The organism is Hoeflea sp. 108 (genome assembly GCF_000372965.1).
Taxonomy (GTDB): domain Bacteria; phylum Pseudomonadota; class Alphaproteobacteria; order Rhizobiales; family Rhizobiaceae; genus Aminobacter.
On the sequence record NZ_KB890024.1, the window covers coordinates 1612513 to 1627991 of the forward strand.

Sequence of the window (15479 nt, forward strand, 5' to 3'; positions counted from 1 at the left end):
TGTCGTTCGCAAACATGTTGGCCTAGCGATAGGCAGTTGACCCCTGACGCCCGCTTCTGATTTCACTTAGGCAGACCGAAAAGAGCATTCGAGACCATGGCCCAGCGCGCATTCAACCTGCCCAACATACTGACCTATGCGCGCATCCTGGCCGTGCCGATGGTAGTGCTCTGCTTCTTCCTGGAAGGACGTCTGCAGTCGTCCGACTTCGCGCGCTGGAGCGCCTTGGCGATTTTCGTCATTGCCAGCATCACCGATTATCTTGACGGCTACCTTGCGCGCGCCTGGAAGCAGACTTCGAACATCGGCAGGATGCTCGACCCGATCGCCGACAAGCTTTTGGTTGCCACCTGCCTGCTGCTGCTAGCCGCCGACACCGATAATCGCGGCGGTATCGCCGGCTGGTCGCTGTGGGCGGCCATCATCATCCTGTGCCGCGAGATCCTGGTCTCGGGCCTGCGCGAATATTTGGCGGCGCTGAAGGTCAGTGTGCCCGTCACCCAGCTCGCCAAGTGGAAGACGGCGATCCAGATGGTGGCCATCGCCTTCCTGCTGGCAGGACCTGCCGGCGACAAGATTTTCCCGCTGACCACCCAGACAGGTCTCGTGCTGCTTTGGATCGCGGCGATCGTGACGCTATATACCGGCTATGACTATTTCCGTGCTGGCCTGAAGCACATCATGGACGAGTGAGCCGTATGAAACTCATCTATTTCGCCTGGGTGCGCGAGCGGATCGGCAAGGCAGAAGAAGATGTCGAACTGCCAGCCGAGGTGAAGACGGTTTCCGATCTTCTGTTGTGGCTCAAGTCGCGCGGCGAAGAGTTCGAAAGCGCCTTGCAGCATCCCGAGGTGATACGGGTCGCAATCAACCAGGAGCATGTCGATCACCGCCAGCCGGTTGCCGGTGCGCGCGAGATCGCGCTGTTTCCGCCGATGACGGGCGGCTGAGCCATGACCTCCGCCGTCGTGCCCATGGTGCGCATCCAGGCGGCGGATTTCGACGTCGCCCAGGAAATCGGCCGGCTGACTGCGGGTCGGGCGGATGTCGGTGCTGTCGTCACCTTCACCGGTCTGTGCCGTGACGAGGCCGGCACGTTGTCGGCACTCGAACTCGAACATTATCCGGGCATGGCCGAGGCTGAAATCTCCAGGATCGCGGCCGAAGCGCTGGAGCGCTGGCCGTTGTCGGGCATGACCGCCATTCATCGCTTCGGACGGGTCAGGCCGGGCGAGAACATCGTGCTCGTCGTTGCTGCCTCCAAGCACCGGCAGGCCGCCTTCGAGGCCGCCAGTTTCCTGATGGATTATCTCAAGTCGCGAGCGCCCTTCTGGAAGAAGGAGCATCGCGCCGACGGCAGTGCCGGCGACTGGGTGGATGCCAAGGAAAGTGACGAAGCTGCCGCGGCGCGCTGGGCCCGGCCATGACAGTCGGTGGCCGTCTTGGAGCGACGGGCGGCCACGGAACCACCGCAATCCTTTGCACCTTCGGAACTGGATGACAGCAACAGTCATGCCGCGTCCAGGCAACAACGCATTTCGGGGAGACAACCATGCTGGGCAAGCTCGCGGAATTCATCGTTTTCGGCTTTGCGCCGCTGCTGATCGGCATGCTTGCAGTACCTGACATGGCGATGGCTGAAGAGAAGACGATTTCAGGCGAGGTGCTCTATCGCGAACGCATCGCATTGCCGCCTCACGCAGTTTTGACCGTGCAACTGGTCGACGTGTCGCTGGCCGATGCTCCGTCCACTGTCATCGGCCAGCAGAAGATCGATCCGGCCGGGCAGGTGCCGATCAAGTTCGAGGTCCGCTTCGATCCGGTCGCCATCCGGACGGGCATGACTTATGCGCTTCAGGCGCGCATCACGGTCGACGACCGCCTCTGGTTCATCAATGACGAGCGCTACTCGGTCGATCCGCTCAACGCCGTGCCGCAGAGCATGGTACTGAAGATGGTGAGCCAGGCCAGCGAACCGGCCAAGGACGACATCTTCGACCGCGAATGGGTGGTGGAGCAGATCGGCGGTGCCGACGTCCTTGACGCGCCGCCTTCGACGCTGCGCATCGATCCGGCCGGTGGCGTGACCGGCCGTGGCGCTTGCAACAACTTCTTCGGCCAGGCCAAGGTCGACGGCAAGGCGATCACCTTCGGCCCGCTCGGCTCGACCTTCATGGCCTGCGAGCAGGCGGTGATGGATCAGGAGCACCGCTATCACCAGGCCCTTGGCCAGGTGACGTCCTATCGTCTGGACGGCGGCAAGCTGATCCTCGCCGACAAGGACGGCAAGGACATCCTGCGTTTCGGCGATGGCGGCTGATTGAATCGTTTTCTGTGGCTTGTCAGGTAACTCTTTGAAAAGACTGATGGCCCGTCCAGCTTAGGTCGAAGGCTTCGACCAGGCGGCGATTGCGTCCTCGGCCTGTCGAGGAGCGAACAACAGGAGAAAGAAAAAGCCGGGGCAAACCCCCGGCTTTTCGATTCTGGATCAACGCCTTGTCAGGCGTTGCCGACGGTCTGGATCAGCCGACGACTTCGGTGCCCGAGAACCAGTAGGCGATCTCTTCGGCAGCGGTCTCAGGAGCGTCCGAACCGTGCACCGAGTTCTCGCCGATCGACAGGGCGTGGACCTTGCGGATGGTGCCTTCGGCAGCATTGGCAGGGTTGGTGGCACCCATCACTTCGCGGTTCTTGGCGATGGCGTTCTCGCCTTCGAGAACCTGGACGATCGTCGGAGCCGACGACATGAACTCGACGAGCTCGCCGAAGAAGGGGCGTTCCTTGTGAACGGCGTAGAAGCCTTCGGCTTCGCGGCGGCTCATCCACACGCGCTTGGAAGCGACGACGCGCAGGCCCGCATCCTCAAGCATCTTGGTGATTGCGCCGGTCAGGTTGCGCCTGGTTGCGTCCGGCTTGATCATCGAAAAGGTGCGTTCGATCGCCATGTCTGGTCCTTATGATTTCTGGGATTTTGCAGTGTGGCGGGCTCTATACAGGCCGCCCGCTGCATTGCCAAGGGGGACTAGGCGGCCGCGGCGATGCTGCGCCCCTTGCCGCCATGAAGGTCGAGACAGCGCTCGAACCACTCGGCAACCGGGTCGGCAGCTTCGAGTAGCTGGTAGGGGGTGGCGATCCTCGCCCACTGCAGCGCGCCGAAGACGATGTAATCGGCAAACAAAGGTTGCTCGCCGCCGATCCACGGTTGGTAGGACAGCATACTGCGCAGCGGCTCCAGAGAAGCGCGGAAGCTGGAGAGGCTGGCATCGCGGCTGGCGGTTACCTCTTCAAGGGGCCTGCCGAAACGGGCTTCGCGGCTCTTGCGGAAATAGGCTGCATTCTCGTCGTCCTGCATGGCGTGCAGGGCCGTGAGCGCAGCCACGGAGATATAGGGATGCAGCGTCAGCTGCGACCAGCGCTCGATGAAGCGTGCATGCGCCATGCCGCCCGGGCCTTCGAACAGCGACGGTTGCTCTGGATAGGCCTCTTCCAGATAAAGCGCGATGGCGAACGAATCCGGGATCACCTTGTCGCCATCGCGGATGACGGGGATCGTCTTCGAGACGCCGCCTTCGATCTCTGGCACTTCCACAAGGCGCTTCAGAACGGCGCGGTAATCGAGCCCCTTGTGCTCCAGCGCCATCGCCACCTTCCAGCAATGCGGGCTGAAGGGGCGTGCGGCATCGCTGCCGACGAGATCGTAGAACAGAATGGTCATTGGCGAGGCTTTCCGATGCACTTAGGAAGGACAGACGGTTTCGAAGCACCAAGGAATATCAGATGAAGCAGCATTTCAGGATGATGGCCGCCTATAATCAATGGGCCAACGAGCAGGTTTATGGCGCTGCGGCCGATCTTGGCGAAGAAGACTTCGGCCGTGACGTCGGTGCCTTCTTCAAGTCGATGCGCGGCACCCTGAACCACCTGCTCGCCGCGGACCGCATCTGGCTGAAGCGCTTCACGGGCCTGGGCGATGCTCCGTCGGCGCTTGACGCGATCTTGCACGAGAACCTTGCCAGACTGACGACGGCCCGCGAGGCGGAGGACAGGCGCATCGTCGAATGGATCGATGGTCTCGAGGAGAAGGCCTTCGCCGGCCGCTTCACCTATATGACAGTAACCGACATGCGTACCATTTCGCAGCGTCTGGCACCTGCGCTGACCCACCTCTTCAACCATCAGACCCATCATCGCGGCCAGGCGCATATGATCCTGACCGTGTTGAGGCGACCTTCGATAAACCTCGACTTGATCTATTTCCAAAGGTCGGAAGTAGGCCGAAATTATGCTTAATTAGAATTAAATTACGATTTGCATGCAAACGGAAAAATTGTTTGCACACAAATGAAAGTTTTTAATACGCTTTACTATAAGTTGTGACTCGATTTGACTATCGATTGAGAAAGATGTCAGTCTCCGTGGTGGGCTGAAACTTTCAGTCCAGTGGGATCGTTACTGCGCAGGCAACCAGTTTCTGGTGGCTGGTTGTTTGGATTGGCAACCACAGGGAGACATCCATGACTGGCATTTCCAAGGCAATCGCAACTGCACTGGCGGGTGGCATTGTTTTTGTAGCGCTCGCCGCGCCGGCCAGCGCGCTGGACATCGGCGATCGTAGCAAGGGACTTGGCGTCTCGATTGATTCGAAGGGCATCGGCGCGACCGTGGGCGGCTCGGGCGGCATCAATGCCGATGTCGGGCTCGGTTCGGGCGGCAGCAAGGGGCTGGCGAGCGCCAGCGTCAACGCCAGCGTCGGCGGCGCCAAGGGTCTCAACGCCAATGTCGATGCCGGCGTAGCCAACAGCAAGGGCCTCGTCGACGCCAATGCAAAGGCAACGCTGGGCGGCTCGAGCGGCCTCAACGCCAATCTCGGCGCGAATGTCGGCGGTACAGGCGGGTTGGCCAAGGTCAGCACCACTGTTGGTGTTGGCGGGAACAATCTGCTCGATCTCGGCGTCACCATCGGCGGTCCCGGTCTGCCGGGTGGCCCTGGTGGTCCTGGCGGTCCGGGAGGTCCTGGTGGCCCCGGCGGTCCAGGCGTCATCAATCCGGGCGTGATCGGCGGCATGTCGCAGGCGCAGGTGGCGGCCTATGTCAAGCGTTGCAACATGGTGCTTTCGAACCCGATGGCGTTCGAGAGCGACCTGCGCGAACTCTGCAAGCTTCTGCGCATGGCCAGCCGCTAAGCGGCGACAGTGGTGATTTCGGACGGCCCGCGCTTCGCGGGCCGTTTCGTTTTTCGGCAGGGCGCGCCGGTCTTCGCTGAGGGCCCTTCCCGAAAAAATGTCATGAGCCTGTCTGGATCATGAGATCCGGCCGTCGCGGCCGCTTGCCTTGTTGGTACAACTGGGACAGAGGGTGGCTATGGTCGTGGAATGGGCAATTGCGCCCGCCGTCGGCTACGTTTCGAACCATGGGGAATGCCCTTGCGCGCCTTCGGCGAAAAGACCGGCCAGACGATCGTGCTGCTGCTCATCGCGGGCTCCGGCATGGTTGCGATCGCCCGTGGCATGACGCTCACCTTCCTCGCGATCCGCCTGCAGCAGGATTTCGGCCTCAGTCCCGCTGCCATCGGCATGCTGATCGGTGCAGGTCCGCTTCTCGGTGCAGCCGCAAGCCCTTTTGCCGGCACGCTTTCGGATCGGATCGGCCGCCGCAGTGTACTCACAGTCGCGCTGCTGTTCGCCGGCCTTGGATTGATCGGCCTGGGTCTGGCGCAGTCGGTTGCCGCCTTTGCCATTGCCCATATCGTGTCGTCGGTGGCAGCAGCCGTCTATGAGCCTGTTTCGCGCGCGCTGATGAGCGACGCGGCCCCTGAAAAGCTTAGGCTCAAGGTGTTTTCCTGGCGCTATCTGGTGATCAATGCCGGTTGGGCCGTCGGGCCGATGATCGGCATTGCCATTGGCGCCAATTCGCCCATGCCATTCTTCATCGCAGGCGCGGTTCATTTTGCCTTCTCGGCTGCGATCTTCTTGATCGTTCCGGCTGTGTTCGTCGGCACGGCTGGTGCCGGCGCTGCTGCGCAGATACCGGGCTTCCGCAGGCTGGTCGCCACGCTCAGGGATCGCCGGCTGATCTTCTATCTCGGCGGCGGCACGCTGCTGCTTGCCGTTTACGGCCAGTGGTCGGTGACCCTGTCGCAGTACCTCACCACCAATCTGGAAGATGGGGTCAAGATTTTCGCCTGGCTGGTCACCACCAATGCGGCGGTTGTTGTGTTCGCCACGGCGCCTGCACGGATGCTGATCGAGCGGATCGGGCCGATGAAGGCAATGGTCCTGGGGTGCCTGCTGTTCCTCGGCGGCGAGGTCGGTTTTGCCTTCGCCACCAGCGCCACAATGCTGATCGGCTTCATGGTGCTGTTCACCATCGGTGAGGTGCTGGTCGTGCCCTCGGAATATGTGCTGGTCGACCGCATCTCCAACGACGGCAATCGCGGCGCATATTTCGGCGCGCATTCCTTGTGCGCGGTGGGCAATTTCTTCGGGCCGCTGCTTGGCGGGCTGGCGCTCGGTGCGTTTGGCGGGCAGGGCATGTTCATGCTCTTTGCGGCATTCGCTGCCGGCTCGGCGGTGCTCTTTGCCCTTGGATATGCATCGCCGCCGCCGGCATCGCTCGACGGTCACGCGGCAGCAGTCGGCGGCGAGGCAACCGAAGGTGCCATGCACCGCGTGGGCCGGCCGGCTTACGCCTGAACCTTCAGTTCGGTAGCTATTTTTGGCCATGCGTTGCGCCCTTGATGGTGCGCACGCACTTGCCATTGTCGGAACTCTTCGTCAGAAACCCTCTCGTCATGCTTATTATCAACGATCTCTCCCTCCGCATCGCCGGACGCCTGCTTCTCGATCATGCGTCGCTGACCCTGCCTGCCGGCACCAAGGCGGGCCTCGTCGGCCGCAACGGCACGGGCAAAACCACGCTGTTCAAAGCGATAACTGGCGACTTCAGCTCGGAAACCGGCAGCATCAGCCTGCCGAAGAACACGCGCATCGGCCAGGTGGCGCAGGAAGCGCCCGGTACCGAGGAACCGCTGATCGACATCGTGCTCAAGGCCGATGTCGAGCGCACCGCGCTTCTCGCCGAGGAGCAGACGGCCACCGATCCGCATCGCATTGCCGAGATCCACATCCGCCTCGCCGACATCGACGCGCATTCGGCGGAATCGCGCGCGGCGACCATTCTTGCCGGTCTCGGCTTCGACGACGAAGCGCAGCGGCGGCCGGCCTCGTCCTTCTCGGGCGGATGGCGCATGCGCGTTGCGCTCGCGGCCGTGCTGTTTTCGGAACCTGACTTGCTGCTGCTCGACGAACCGACCAACTATCTCGATCTCGAAGGCACGCTGTGGCTCGAGAACTATGTGTCGAAGTATCCGCACACGGTTCTCTTGATCAGCCACGACCGCGACCTGCTCAACCGCGCGGTCAATTCGATCGTCCATCTCGACCAGAAGAAGATGACTTTCTGGCGCGGCGGCTACGACCAGTTCGAGCGCCAGATCGCCGAGCAGCGGGAGTTGCAGGAAAAGGGCCGCGTCAAGCAGGAAGCGGCGCGCAAGCACCTGCAATCCTTTGTCGACCGCTTCCGCGCCAAGGCTTCCAAGGCACGCCAGGCGCAGTCGCGCATCAAGGCGCTGGAGAAGATGAAGCCGATCGCGGCGCTGATCGAGGACAATGTCAGGCCGTTCAGCTTTCCCGAGCCGGTGAAGACGGTAGCCTCGCCGATCGTGGCTCTCGACAAGGTCAATGTCGGCTACCAGGCCGATAAGCCGATCCTGAAGAAAATGACGCTGCGCATCGATGCCGACGACCGCATCGCGCTTCTGGGCGCCAACGGCAACGGCAAGTCGACCTTTGCCAAGTTGCTTGCCGGACGCCTTCAGGCCGAGACGGGATCGGTGACGATTGCGCCAGGCCTCAAGGTGGCGATCTTCGCCCAGCACCAGCTTGACGACCTCAGGCCGGAAGAAAACGCCTACGAGCATGTGCGCCGACTGATGCCGGACGCGCCGGAATCGAAGGTGAGGGCGCGTGTCGCCCAGTTCGGCCTTCCCACGGAGAAGATGAACACCGCCGCCAAAGATCTGTCGGGTGGCGAAAAGGCGCGGCTGTTGATGGGGCTTTCCGCCTTTGACGGGCCGAACCTGTTCATCCTCGACGAACCGACCAACCACCTCGACATCGACAGCCGCGAGGCGTTGATTATGGCGCTCAACGAGTTCCCGGGCGCCGTCATCCTGATCAGTCACGACCGCCATCTGCTGGAAGCCACGGCCGACCGGCTGTGGCTGGTCAAGGACGGCTCGGTCAATCCTTATGACGGCGATCTCGAGGACTACAAGACGCTGGTGACGGGTGTGTCCGGCGACCGGCGCAAGGAGCGTGAGGCCGACAAGGCCTCCAAGGCCGACAAGCGCCGCGAGGCCGCCGCGCGGCGCGCCGCCCTCGAGCCGCTGGCCAAGGAAATCCGCGCCACCGAGGCGCTGATGGATCGTATCCGCAAGCGCATCGACACGATCGAGGACCAACTGGCCGACCCGAAGCTCTACGAGAAGGATCCGACGACGGCGACGCAACTCGCCAAGGAGCGCTCGCAGCTATCGGCCCAGCTCAATGGCCACGAAGACAAGTGGCTGGCCATGTCGGCCGAATATGAAGAAGGCACAGCCGAGTAGGGGCCGCAACGCGGCGCTGCCCCTCATCCCCCTGCGGGACCTTCTCCCCGGTTGGTGATGGGGAGAAGGAGGCTGGCCGCAACGGTTTCGCGCGTCCCTTCCCCCCGTCCACGGGGAGAAGGTCCCGGCAGCGGGGATGAGGGGCAGCGCACCCCCTCGAATTGGCCCTACACGGCGCGCGGACATCAGGGTAAAAGGGCGCCATGAACCAGCACGCCAAGATCAGGATAGGCCATTCGGCCTGCCCGCATGACTGCCCGTCGACCTGTGCGCTCGAGGTCGAGCTGCTCGACGACAAGCGCATCGGCCGTGTCCATGGCGCCAAGTCGAACAGCTATACGGCAGGCGTCATCTGCGCCAAGGTCGCCCGCTACGCCGACCGCGTCCACCATCCCGACCGACTGCTGAAGCCGCTGATCCGCACTGGCGCCAAGGGCGACGGCAACTGGAACGAAGCGAGCTGGGAGGCGGCGCTCGACCTGATCGCCGAAAGATTCATCGCCGCGGAAGTCAAATACGGCTCGGAGACGGTCTGGCCCTATTTCTACGCCGGCACGATGGGGCTGGTGCAGCGCGACGGCATCGAGCGTCTGCGCCACGCCAAGAAATATTCCGGCTTCTTCGGCTCGATCTGCACCAATCTCGCCTGGACGGGTTATGTCATGGGCACCGGTGCGCTGCGCGGCAGCGATCCGCGCGAGATCGGCAAGTCGGACTGCGTCGTCATCTGGGGCACCAATGCGGTGGTCACCCAGGTCAATGTGATGACCCACGCGATCAAGGCGCGCAAGGAACGCGGCGCCAAGATCGTCGTCATCGACATTTACGAGACGGCGACGCTGAAGCAGGCCGACATGGGGCTGGTGCTGAAGCCCGGCACCGATGCGGCACTCGCCTGCGCGGTCATGCACGTTCTGTTCAAGGAAGGTTTTGCCGACCGCGCCTATCTCGAAAAATACACCGACGATCCCAAGGGGCTGGAAGCCCATCTCGCCGACAAGACGCCGGAATGGGCGGCCGCCATAACCGGCCTGACCGTCGACGAGATCGAGGCTTTCGCCCGGCTGGTCGGCACCACCAAAAAGACCTTCTTCCGTTTGGGCTACGGTTTCTCGCGCCAGCGCAACGGCTCGGTCAACATGCATGCCGCCCTGTCGATCCCGGCGGTGACCGGGGCCTGGCAATATGAGGGCGGCGGCGCCTTCCATTCCAATTCGGGCATCTTCAAGCTCAATGGCGAGCTGCTCGAAGGCACCAGGTTCCGCGACCCCAACATCCGTTATCTCGACCATTCGCGCATCGGCCCGGTGCTGACCAATGCTGCGGACGCGCTCTATGGCGGCCCGCCTGTCACGGCGATGCTGATCCAGAACACCAATCCGGCCAATGTCGCGCCCGAGCAGCGCCTGGTGGTCAAGGGGCTGATGCGCGACGACCTGTTCACGGCCGTGCACGAGCAGTTCATGACCGATACGGCAAAACTCGCCGACGTCGTCCTGCCCGCGACGATGTTCCTCGAGCATGACGACATCTACAAGGGCGGCGGCAACCAGCACATCACGCTGGGGCCAAAGCTGATCGAGCCGCCCGAGGGTCCCCGCACCAACCACTTCGTCATCGAGCAACTGGCCGAGCGGCTCGGCGTGTCCGACATGCCGGGTTTCGGCCTGACCGAACGCCAGCATATCGACGTCATGTTGGAGAAGAAGGGCCTCGGCAATTTCGACAGCTTCCGCGACCAGAAATGGGCCGACATGCAGCCGGAGTTCGACAGCGCCCATTTCCTCAGCGGCTTCGGCCACCCCGACGGCAAGTTCCGCTTCCGGCCGCAGTGGAATGGTGGCATGGCGCCGAACAAGCCGCCGCGTAGCATGGGCATCTTCGGCCCGGTGGCGCAGCTGCCTGAATTCCCCGACCATGTCGACCTGATCGAGGTGGCGGACGAAGAGCATCCGTTCCGCCTGGCGACCTCGCCGGCGCGCAACTTCCTCAACTCGACCTTCGCCGAGACGCCGGTGTCGCGCGAGAAGGAGGGGCGGCCGGAGCTGCTGATCCATCCCGAGGATGCCGCGGCCATGGGGGTCGCCACCGGCGACCGCGTCGAGGTCGGCAACAAACGCGGCGAGGTGGTGCTGCATGCCCGCCTGTTCGACAAGATCAAGCGTGGCGTCGTCATCGCCGAAGGAATCTGGCCGAACTCCGACCACGAGCGCGGCGAAGGCATCAATGTGCTGACCGGCGCCGACGCGCCCGCGCCTTATGGCGGCGCTGCAGTGCATGACAACAAGGTCTGGGTACGCGCGGCCTAGCACCGTCGGCTGGCTTTGGAACGGACGAAAAGGGCTGCACGCCATTGTTGGTGCGCAGCCCTTTATCGTAAGGCCGGTCAGGCCGCCTGCTCAGCGTCCGTGTCGCGCAGTACGTCGGCGAGCGGCACCAGTCCTTTCATCGCGCCGCTACCGATGGCCGCTGTGTCACCATCTTCGATCGCCACCGCGAAGCGGAATGCCGGGTCGGCTTCGATGCGGTTGCGCAGCGCCAGGATGCGCGGATAGTCGGCCGGGTTGACCGCCTTGTGGAAGTCGGTCCAGCGGGCCACGCCGACAAACACTGCGTCCGCCAGCGTTGGCCTGTCACCGAGCAGGTAGTCGCTGTCGCCGATCATTGCCTCGAGCTGTTCGTGGCGTACGGCGACGAATTCACGTCCGAACTTGCGCAGCGTCTCACGCTCCGCTTCGGTGGCGTCTTCCGCTTCGAGCGCTGTCCACAACGGGCCGAAAGCGCCGGTGAAGGCCGTGTTCAGGAAGGCAATGTGCTGGTGCATCCTGTCGGCCTCCGGAGTGCCCGGTTCGAAGCTGATGCGGCGTTCGCTGTCGCGTGCCTCGAGCCACAGCGCGATCGCCATGGTCTCGGTCAGGACGCGGCCTTCATCGGTGACAAGCACCGGCGTTTCGATCCGGCCGTTGAAGCGCTTGTAGGCCTCTGTGCGCATCTCGCCGAGCATGTCGACGCGGGTCAGCCGGTAGGGTTGGCCGAGCCATTCGAAGGCGGCGACGAGGCCGGCCGAGGAGCCGAGCGGGAAGCCGGAGGTGAAGATCGGGGTGGTTGTCATATCAGGTCTCCATTGTTGATGACCCTGATGTATCGATGTGGACTTTGATCCTGTAGTCAGGCAACTTGAAACCATACGTCCACATTCATAGACTTTGATGCTGAACCTCAACGATCTCCATTTCTTCGCAGCAGCCGTCGACACTGGTGGTTTTGCCGCCGCCGCACGGCGTCTCGGCTGCCCCAAATCGACGGTCAGCAAACGGGTCGCGGCCCTGGAAATGTCGCTCGGCGCCCAGCTGATCCACCGCAGCTCGCGCAGATTCACGCTGACCGACGTCGGCCGCGACGTCTATGACCATGCCCGTGCCGCCGTCATCGAGGCCGAGGCGGTGGAGACGGTGGTGCAAAAGAGGCTGGCCGAGCCGGCCGGCATCGTGCGCATCACCACCTCGGTGCCCAACGCGCAGTTCCGGCTGGCGCATCGGTTGCCGGTGCTGGCACGCCGTTACCCCGGGCTTCTGGTCCAGCTGCATGTCACCGACCGTTTCGTCGACCTGGTGCAGGACGGTTTCGACATCGCGCTCCGCAGCCACTTCGCGCCGCTGCCCGATTCCGACCTGATGCAGCGGCGGATGAGCGAGGATGCGATCACGGTGCTGGCCGCACCGTCCTATGTCGCCGCGCACGGCGCGCCGGAGACACCGGAAGCGCTTTCCGGCCATGAAGGGCTGATGAGCTCGATGACGTCTAGGAGCTGGCGGCTGCGCGATGGCAAAGGCCGCATCGTCGAGGTGGCGCCGCGGCAGCGCTTCCACGCCGATGAATCGGTGCCTCTGCTGATGGCGGCGGAATCCGGCCTCGGCATCGTCTGCCTGCCCGAGTTGATCTCGGCTAATGCTGTGGCGCAGGGCAGGCTCGTGCGGCTGCTGACCGATTGGACGGCAGGCCGCGTGACCACGACGATTCTTACGCCGCACCGGCGCGGACAGCTGCCGGCGGTGCGCGCCGTCATCGACTTCCTGCTCGAGAAGGGTAAGGACGGCGTGGCGGCAGCCGGCTAGGCGTCGCCATTCGCGCAGACGCGTGAGCGCTGCGTCTTTCGTCCGTTGCTCATATCGGTCTAGCTTGCGGCAGAAGATTCCGAGGGGAGGCCTTGATGGGCGGCGACCACGATCATGGCGACATGCAAAACACGCCGGAGTCCCGACTCTGGATCGCTTTCGGCCTGACCGGCAGCTTCATGATCGCCGAGGTGATCGGCGGTATCGTCACCAACAGCCTGGCGCTGATTTCGGATGCCATGCACATGGCGACCGACGCAATGGCGTTGGCTATCGCGCTGATCGCCATCAAGGTGGGTCGCCGTGCAGCCGATCTGTTGCGCACCTATGGCTATGCCCGCTTCGAGATCCTGGCGGCCGCCTTCAATGCGCTGCTGTTGCTCGGTGTCGCCTTCTACATCCTCTACGAAGCCTATGAACGGCTCTCCAAGCCGACGGAGATCGCTTCGCTTGGCATGCTCGTCGTCGCCGTCATCGGCCTTGCCGTCAACTTCATCTCGATGCGCTTGCTGACAGGGCACAAGGACAACAGCCTCAACGTCAAGGGCGCCTATCTCGAGGTGTGGGCCGATATGCTGGGGTCGCTCGGTGCCATCGCCGGGGCGCTGGTCATCTGGTTCACCGGCTGGCAATGGGTCGATTCGCTGATTGCCGTCGGCATCGGCTTCATGGTGTTCCCGCGCACCTGGGTCTTGCTCAAGGAGTGCATCAACATCCTGCTCGAAGGTGTGCCGCCGGGTATGGACCTTGCCGAGGTCGAAGAGGCGATTGCAACCGTGCCCGGAGTTGCCTCGTTGCACGACCTGCATCTGTGGGCAATCACTCAGAGCAAAGCGTCGCTGACAGCGCATGCGGTGCTGGCGGAGGGAGCGGACGGCGAGACGGTGCGTCAGGCGATCGAAGCTCGCCTGCAGGAAAAGTTCGATCTGCACCACACCACACTGCAGATGGAGCGCGAGAGCTGCGCACCGCTGGAGCGCATCCACTGACTTGCCTGCGTCAACCTGTCAGTACTCTGTCTCATTATCTCTAACATCTGGAATGCCTATCTATGGCCCGGCCGATGCGTGTTCGGCGCGGAATGGAGAGCGTCGATGGGCGGGTATGATTTCAGTAACAAATACAGCGGTAAGGGCCGGGATGGCCTGCTCGGCTCGGTGCTCGGCGAAATCGGCAAGCGGCTTGGCGACAAGGCCCCTGGCAGCAGTCGCGGGGGCAGCAGTCATGGCGGCGGCCATGGTGGCAGCAGTCGGGGCGGCAGCGACCATGACGGCGGCAACTGGGGTCAGCGTTCGCCGTTAGGCAATGATGGAGCCTTCGGGCGCGACGGGCGGGGGCTTCAGGAAAAAACCGCGCCGCGCTCGCGTTTGCCCGGCTTCGGCCGCACGGCAGCGCTGGTCGTGCTGGTGGTGTGGACGCTGCTGGCCTGGGGCGGCTATAGCCTCGTCGACGGCTTGCTCGCCTGGACGTCGACCAATGCCGGCGCGCTGGTGCAGACCGGCCGGGATGCGGCGGCCGCCACCGGCATCGGTTCGGAGGTCGTCGGTGTCGTCGGCAGCGCCGAGACGTCAGGCCTGCTCGGCGGATTTTTCATGCTCCTCAGTGCCGTGCTCAAGCCGCTGGTCGTCGTGGTCTGGCTGGTCGGCGCCGTACTGATCATGGCAGCACCCAGGCTGGTGTCCCTGCTCACGCGCAAGTTCCGCTAGGCGGTTTTTGCCCCGGCGCCCCCAAGACAGGCGCCCGCCCAGGATTTGCGCGCCTCAAGACAGGCGCGCCCCAGAATCTGACATGGCGCCATGTCAGATGCGGTGATCAGGGGTGGTGCCATCACGGGTGCTGGTAGCGGAATTCCTGGGTCTTGCCGCCATAGCCATAAGAGGCGGCGCGCACGTCGTGGACGTGGATGTAGCTCTCCTCGTGGATGTCGCCGAGAATGTCGGCGAAACCGGCGAAAACCGCCGCGATGTAGCGCTTCTTCTCATCCTTGGTGTTGGTCTCGTCGGTGACCTTGATCTCCAGCGCAAAGCTCGACTTGCCGTGGCTCTGAAGCGAGCGGCCGGCAATGATCCAGTCGCGCGGGTCGACATAGATGATGGCGATTGCCGTCACCTCAGGCTTCTTGCCGAGAATGGTGCTGGTGTGTTCGGCCAGCATCGCTGCCACCTGGTCGGTCAGCGCGTCGCTGCGCTGGGCGGCAATCTTGACGGTGAGGATAGGCATGATTTCTCTCCAATGATTAGATATGCAACTATTATGGCCGGTTCATTCCAGCTTTGACGCGATTGCCTTGGCCTGCTCGACGAAACCGGCAAAGACCGTTTCGCCGAAAAGGGTGGACAGGCGCTCGGTGACAGCACCGCTTGCGGCGTTCAGCGCGTCCTTGATCTCAAGCGCCTCGTCAGTTGGCGTGATCGCGGATTCGCGCTTGTCCTCGGTGGATTTGTTGCGGACGATCAGGCCCTTGGCCTCCAGCCCGTCAAGGCCGCGCGTCGCGGTCGCCCTTGCGATCTTCAGTTCTTCGGCAAGCTCGCTTTGCAGTAGGCCCGGCCGCGTCAGCACGGCCCGCAGCATGAAACCTTGCGGCGGCGTCAGGTCGAACGGGGCAAAGGCCGTCGTCCAGACACGGTCGAGTTGGCGGGCGAGAGCGGTCGTGTTGAAGTAGATGCAGCGGTCGAACATGCACGCAGGATAGCAAA

17 protein-coding genes are annotated in these 15479 nt (G+C 63.2%); 12 read left to right on the top strand and 5 right to left on the bottom strand.

The annotated features are described in order from the left end of the window. Positions 1-96 precede the first annotated feature (96 nt). The 4 genes from pgsA to B015_RS0107865 all read left to right on the top strand — a co-directional run bounded on the left by pgsA (position 97) and on the right by B015_RS0107865 (position 2320). Positions 97-693 carry a CDP-diacylglycerol--glycerol-3-phosphate 3-phosphatidyltransferase gene (gene pgsA, locus B015_RS0107850; protein ID WP_018427134.1) on the top strand — a complete coding sequence of 199 codons (597 nt, stop codon included), beginning with the start codon at positions 97-99 and terminating at the stop codon, positions 691-693. A 5-nt stretch (positions 694-698) separates the two neighbouring features. Then, positions 699-950 (top strand): molybdopterin converting factor subunit 1, encoded by a 252-nt coding sequence (gene moaD / locus B015_RS0107855; protein WP_018427135.1) that lies wholly within the window; start codon positions 699-701, stop codon positions 948-950. 3 nt (positions 951-953) lie between these two features. Continuing rightward, a complete protein-coding gene (locus B015_RS0107860; protein ID WP_018427136.1) occupies positions 954-1427 on the top strand; it encodes a molybdenum cofactor biosynthesis protein MoaE in 474 nt (157 codons plus the stop codon). A gap of 125 nt (positions 1428-1552) precedes the next feature. Continuing rightward, positions 1553-2320, top strand: a complete 768-nt coding sequence (locus B015_RS0107865) for a YbaY family lipoprotein (protein ID WP_018427137.1) — start codon at positions 1553-1555, stop codon at positions 2318-2320. Between the two features lie 202 nt (positions 2321-2522). Here the strand turns inward: B015_RS0107865 and ndk are convergent, their stop codons facing one another. Next, complete coding sequence (gene ndk / locus B015_RS0107870; RefSeq protein ID WP_018427138.1) at positions 2523-2945, bottom strand: nucleoside-diphosphate kinase; 423 nt, start codon at positions 2943-2945, stop codon at positions 2523-2525. 77 nt (positions 2946-3022) lie between these two features. Continuing rightward, the gene (locus tag B015_RS0107875) at positions 3023-3715 is read right to left on the bottom strand and encodes a glutathione S-transferase family protein (RefSeq protein WP_018427139.1); all 693 of its coding nucleotides are present in this window, start codon (positions 3713-3715) and stop codon (positions 3023-3025) included. A 62-nt stretch (positions 3716-3777) separates the two neighbouring features. Here B015_RS0107875 and B015_RS0107880 point away from each other — a divergent pair, with 62 nt between their 5' ends. The 5 genes from B015_RS0107880 (at position 3778) to B015_RS0107900 (ending at position 10977) form a co-directional block, all read left to right on the top strand. Next, on the top strand, positions 3778-4290 hold the full coding sequence (locus B015_RS0107880; protein ID WP_018427140.1) for a DinB family protein: 513 nt from the start codon (positions 3778-3780) through the stop codon (positions 4288-4290). A gap of 224 nt (positions 4291-4514) precedes the next feature. Then, positions 4515-5183, top strand: a complete 669-nt coding sequence (locus B015_RS0107885) for a hypothetical protein (RefSeq protein WP_018427141.1) — start codon at positions 4515-4517, stop codon at positions 5181-5183. 234 nt (positions 5184-5417) lie between these two features. Next, positions 5418-6692 carry an MFS transporter gene (locus B015_RS0107890; protein ID WP_018427142.1) on the top strand — a complete coding sequence of 425 codons (1275 nt, stop codon included), beginning with the start codon at positions 5418-5420 and terminating at the stop codon, positions 6690-6692. Positions 6693-6790: 98 nt separating this feature from the next. Continuing rightward, positions 6791-8668 (top strand): ribosomal protection-like ABC-F family protein, encoded by a 1878-nt coding sequence (abc-f, locus tag B015_RS0107895; RefSeq protein WP_018427143.1) that lies wholly within the window; start codon positions 6791-6793, stop codon positions 8666-8668. A 203-nt stretch (positions 8669-8871) separates the two neighbouring features. Then, entirely contained in the window at positions 8872-10977 is a 2106-nt protein-coding gene (locus B015_RS0107900; protein ID WP_018427144.1) for a molybdopterin oxidoreductase family protein, read from the top strand. A gap of 77 nt (positions 10978-11054) precedes the next feature. On the opposite strand, the gene B015_RS0107905 is transcribed toward B015_RS0107900, so the two are convergent. Continuing rightward, a complete protein-coding gene (locus B015_RS0107905) occupies positions 11055-11780 on the bottom strand; it encodes a glutathione S-transferase family protein (RefSeq protein ID WP_018427145.1) in 726 nt (241 codons plus the stop codon). A 97-nt stretch (positions 11781-11877) separates the two neighbouring features. Between B015_RS0107905 and B015_RS0107910 the strand changes: the two genes are divergently transcribed. The 3 genes from B015_RS0107910 (at position 11878) to B015_RS32130 (ending at position 14489) form a co-directional block, all read left to right on the top strand. Beyond that, positions 11878-12783 (top strand): LysR substrate-binding domain-containing protein, encoded by a 906-nt coding sequence (locus B015_RS0107910; protein ID WP_018427146.1) that lies wholly within the window; start codon positions 11878-11880, stop codon positions 12781-12783. Positions 12784-12878: 95 nt separating this feature from the next. Beyond that, a complete protein-coding gene (locus B015_RS0107915; RefSeq protein WP_018427147.1) occupies positions 12879-13772 on the top strand; it encodes a cation diffusion facilitator family transporter in 894 nt (297 codons plus the stop codon). Positions 13773-13877: 105 nt separating this feature from the next. Next, positions 13878-14489, top strand: a complete 612-nt coding sequence (locus tag B015_RS32130; RefSeq protein WP_018427148.1) for a hypothetical protein — start codon at positions 13878-13880, stop codon at positions 14487-14489. Positions 14490-14610: 121 nt separating this feature from the next. Here the strand turns inward: B015_RS32130 and B015_RS0107925 are convergent, their stop codons facing one another. Together B015_RS0107925 and B015_RS0107930 are read right to left on the bottom strand one after the other, a co-directional pair. Beyond that, positions 14611-15003 carry a tautomerase family protein gene (locus B015_RS0107925; RefSeq protein ID WP_018427149.1) on the bottom strand — a complete coding sequence of 131 codons (393 nt, stop codon included), beginning with the start codon at positions 15001-15003 and terminating at the stop codon, positions 14611-14613. Positions 15004-15045: 42 nt separating this feature from the next. Then, positions 15046-15462: a MarR family transcriptional regulator gene (locus tag B015_RS0107930; protein ID WP_018427150.1), complete on the bottom strand. Its 417-nt coding sequence runs from the start codon at positions 15460-15462 to the stop codon at positions 15046-15048. Between the last annotated feature and the right edge of the window lie 17 nt (positions 15463-15479).

What these genes read in the sequence shown, in the direction of transcription:
- pgsA (WP_018427134.1), top strand. Translation starts at nt 97, where the DNA reads ATGGCCCAGCGCGCATTCAACCTGCCCAACATACTGACCTATGCGCGC.
- moaD (WP_018427135.1), top strand. Translation starts at nt 699, where the DNA reads ATGAAACTCATCTATTTCGCCTGGGTGCGCGAGCGGATCGGCAAGGCA.
- B015_RS0107860 (WP_018427136.1), top strand. Translation starts at nt 954, where the DNA reads ATGACCTCCGCCGTCGTGCCCATGGTGCGCATCCAGGCGGCGGATTTC.
- B015_RS0107865 (WP_018427137.1), top strand. Translation starts at nt 1,553, where the DNA reads ATGCTGGGCAAGCTCGCGGAATTCATCGTTTTCGGCTTTGCGCCGCTG.
- ndk (WP_018427138.1), bottom strand. Translation starts at nt 2,945, where the DNA reads ATGGCGATCGAACGCACCTTTTCGATGATCAAGCCGGACGCAACCAGG.
- B015_RS0107875 (WP_018427139.1), bottom strand. Translation starts at nt 3,715, where the DNA reads ATGACCATTCTGTTCTACGATCTCGTCGGCAGCGATGCCGCACGCCCC.
- B015_RS0107880 (WP_018427140.1), top strand. Translation starts at nt 3,778, where the DNA reads ATGAAGCAGCATTTCAGGATGATGGCCGCCTATAATCAATGGGCCAAC.
- B015_RS0107885 (WP_018427141.1), top strand. Translation starts at nt 4,515, where the DNA reads ATGACTGGCATTTCCAAGGCAATCGCAACTGCACTGGCGGGTGGCATT.
- B015_RS0107890 (WP_018427142.1), top strand. Translation starts at nt 5,418, where the DNA reads ATGCCCTTGCGCGCCTTCGGCGAAAAGACCGGCCAGACGATCGTGCTG.
- abc-f (WP_018427143.1), top strand. Translation starts at nt 6,791, where the DNA reads ATGCTTATTATCAACGATCTCTCCCTCCGCATCGCCGGACGCCTGCTT.
- B015_RS0107900 (WP_018427144.1), top strand. Translation starts at nt 8,872, where the DNA reads ATGAACCAGCACGCCAAGATCAGGATAGGCCATTCGGCCTGCCCGCAT.
- B015_RS0107905 (WP_018427145.1), bottom strand. Translation starts at nt 11,780, where the DNA reads ATGACAACCACCCCGATCTTCACCTCCGGCTTCCCGCTCGGCTCCTCG.
- B015_RS0107910 (WP_018427146.1), top strand. Translation starts at nt 11,878, where the DNA reads ATGCTGAACCTCAACGATCTCCATTTCTTCGCAGCAGCCGTCGACACT.
- B015_RS0107915 (WP_018427147.1), top strand. Translation starts at nt 12,879, where the DNA reads ATGGGCGGCGACCACGATCATGGCGACATGCAAAACACGCCGGAGTCC.
- B015_RS32130 (WP_018427148.1), top strand. Translation starts at nt 13,878, where the DNA reads ATGGGCGGGTATGATTTCAGTAACAAATACAGCGGTAAGGGCCGGGAT.
- B015_RS0107925 (WP_018427149.1), bottom strand. Translation starts at nt 15,003, where the DNA reads ATGCCTATCCTCACCGTCAAGATTGCCGCCCAGCGCAGCGACGCGCTG.
- B015_RS0107930 (WP_018427150.1), bottom strand. Translation starts at nt 15,462, where the DNA reads ATGTTCGACCGCTGCATCTACTTCAACACGACCGCTCTCGCCCGCCAA.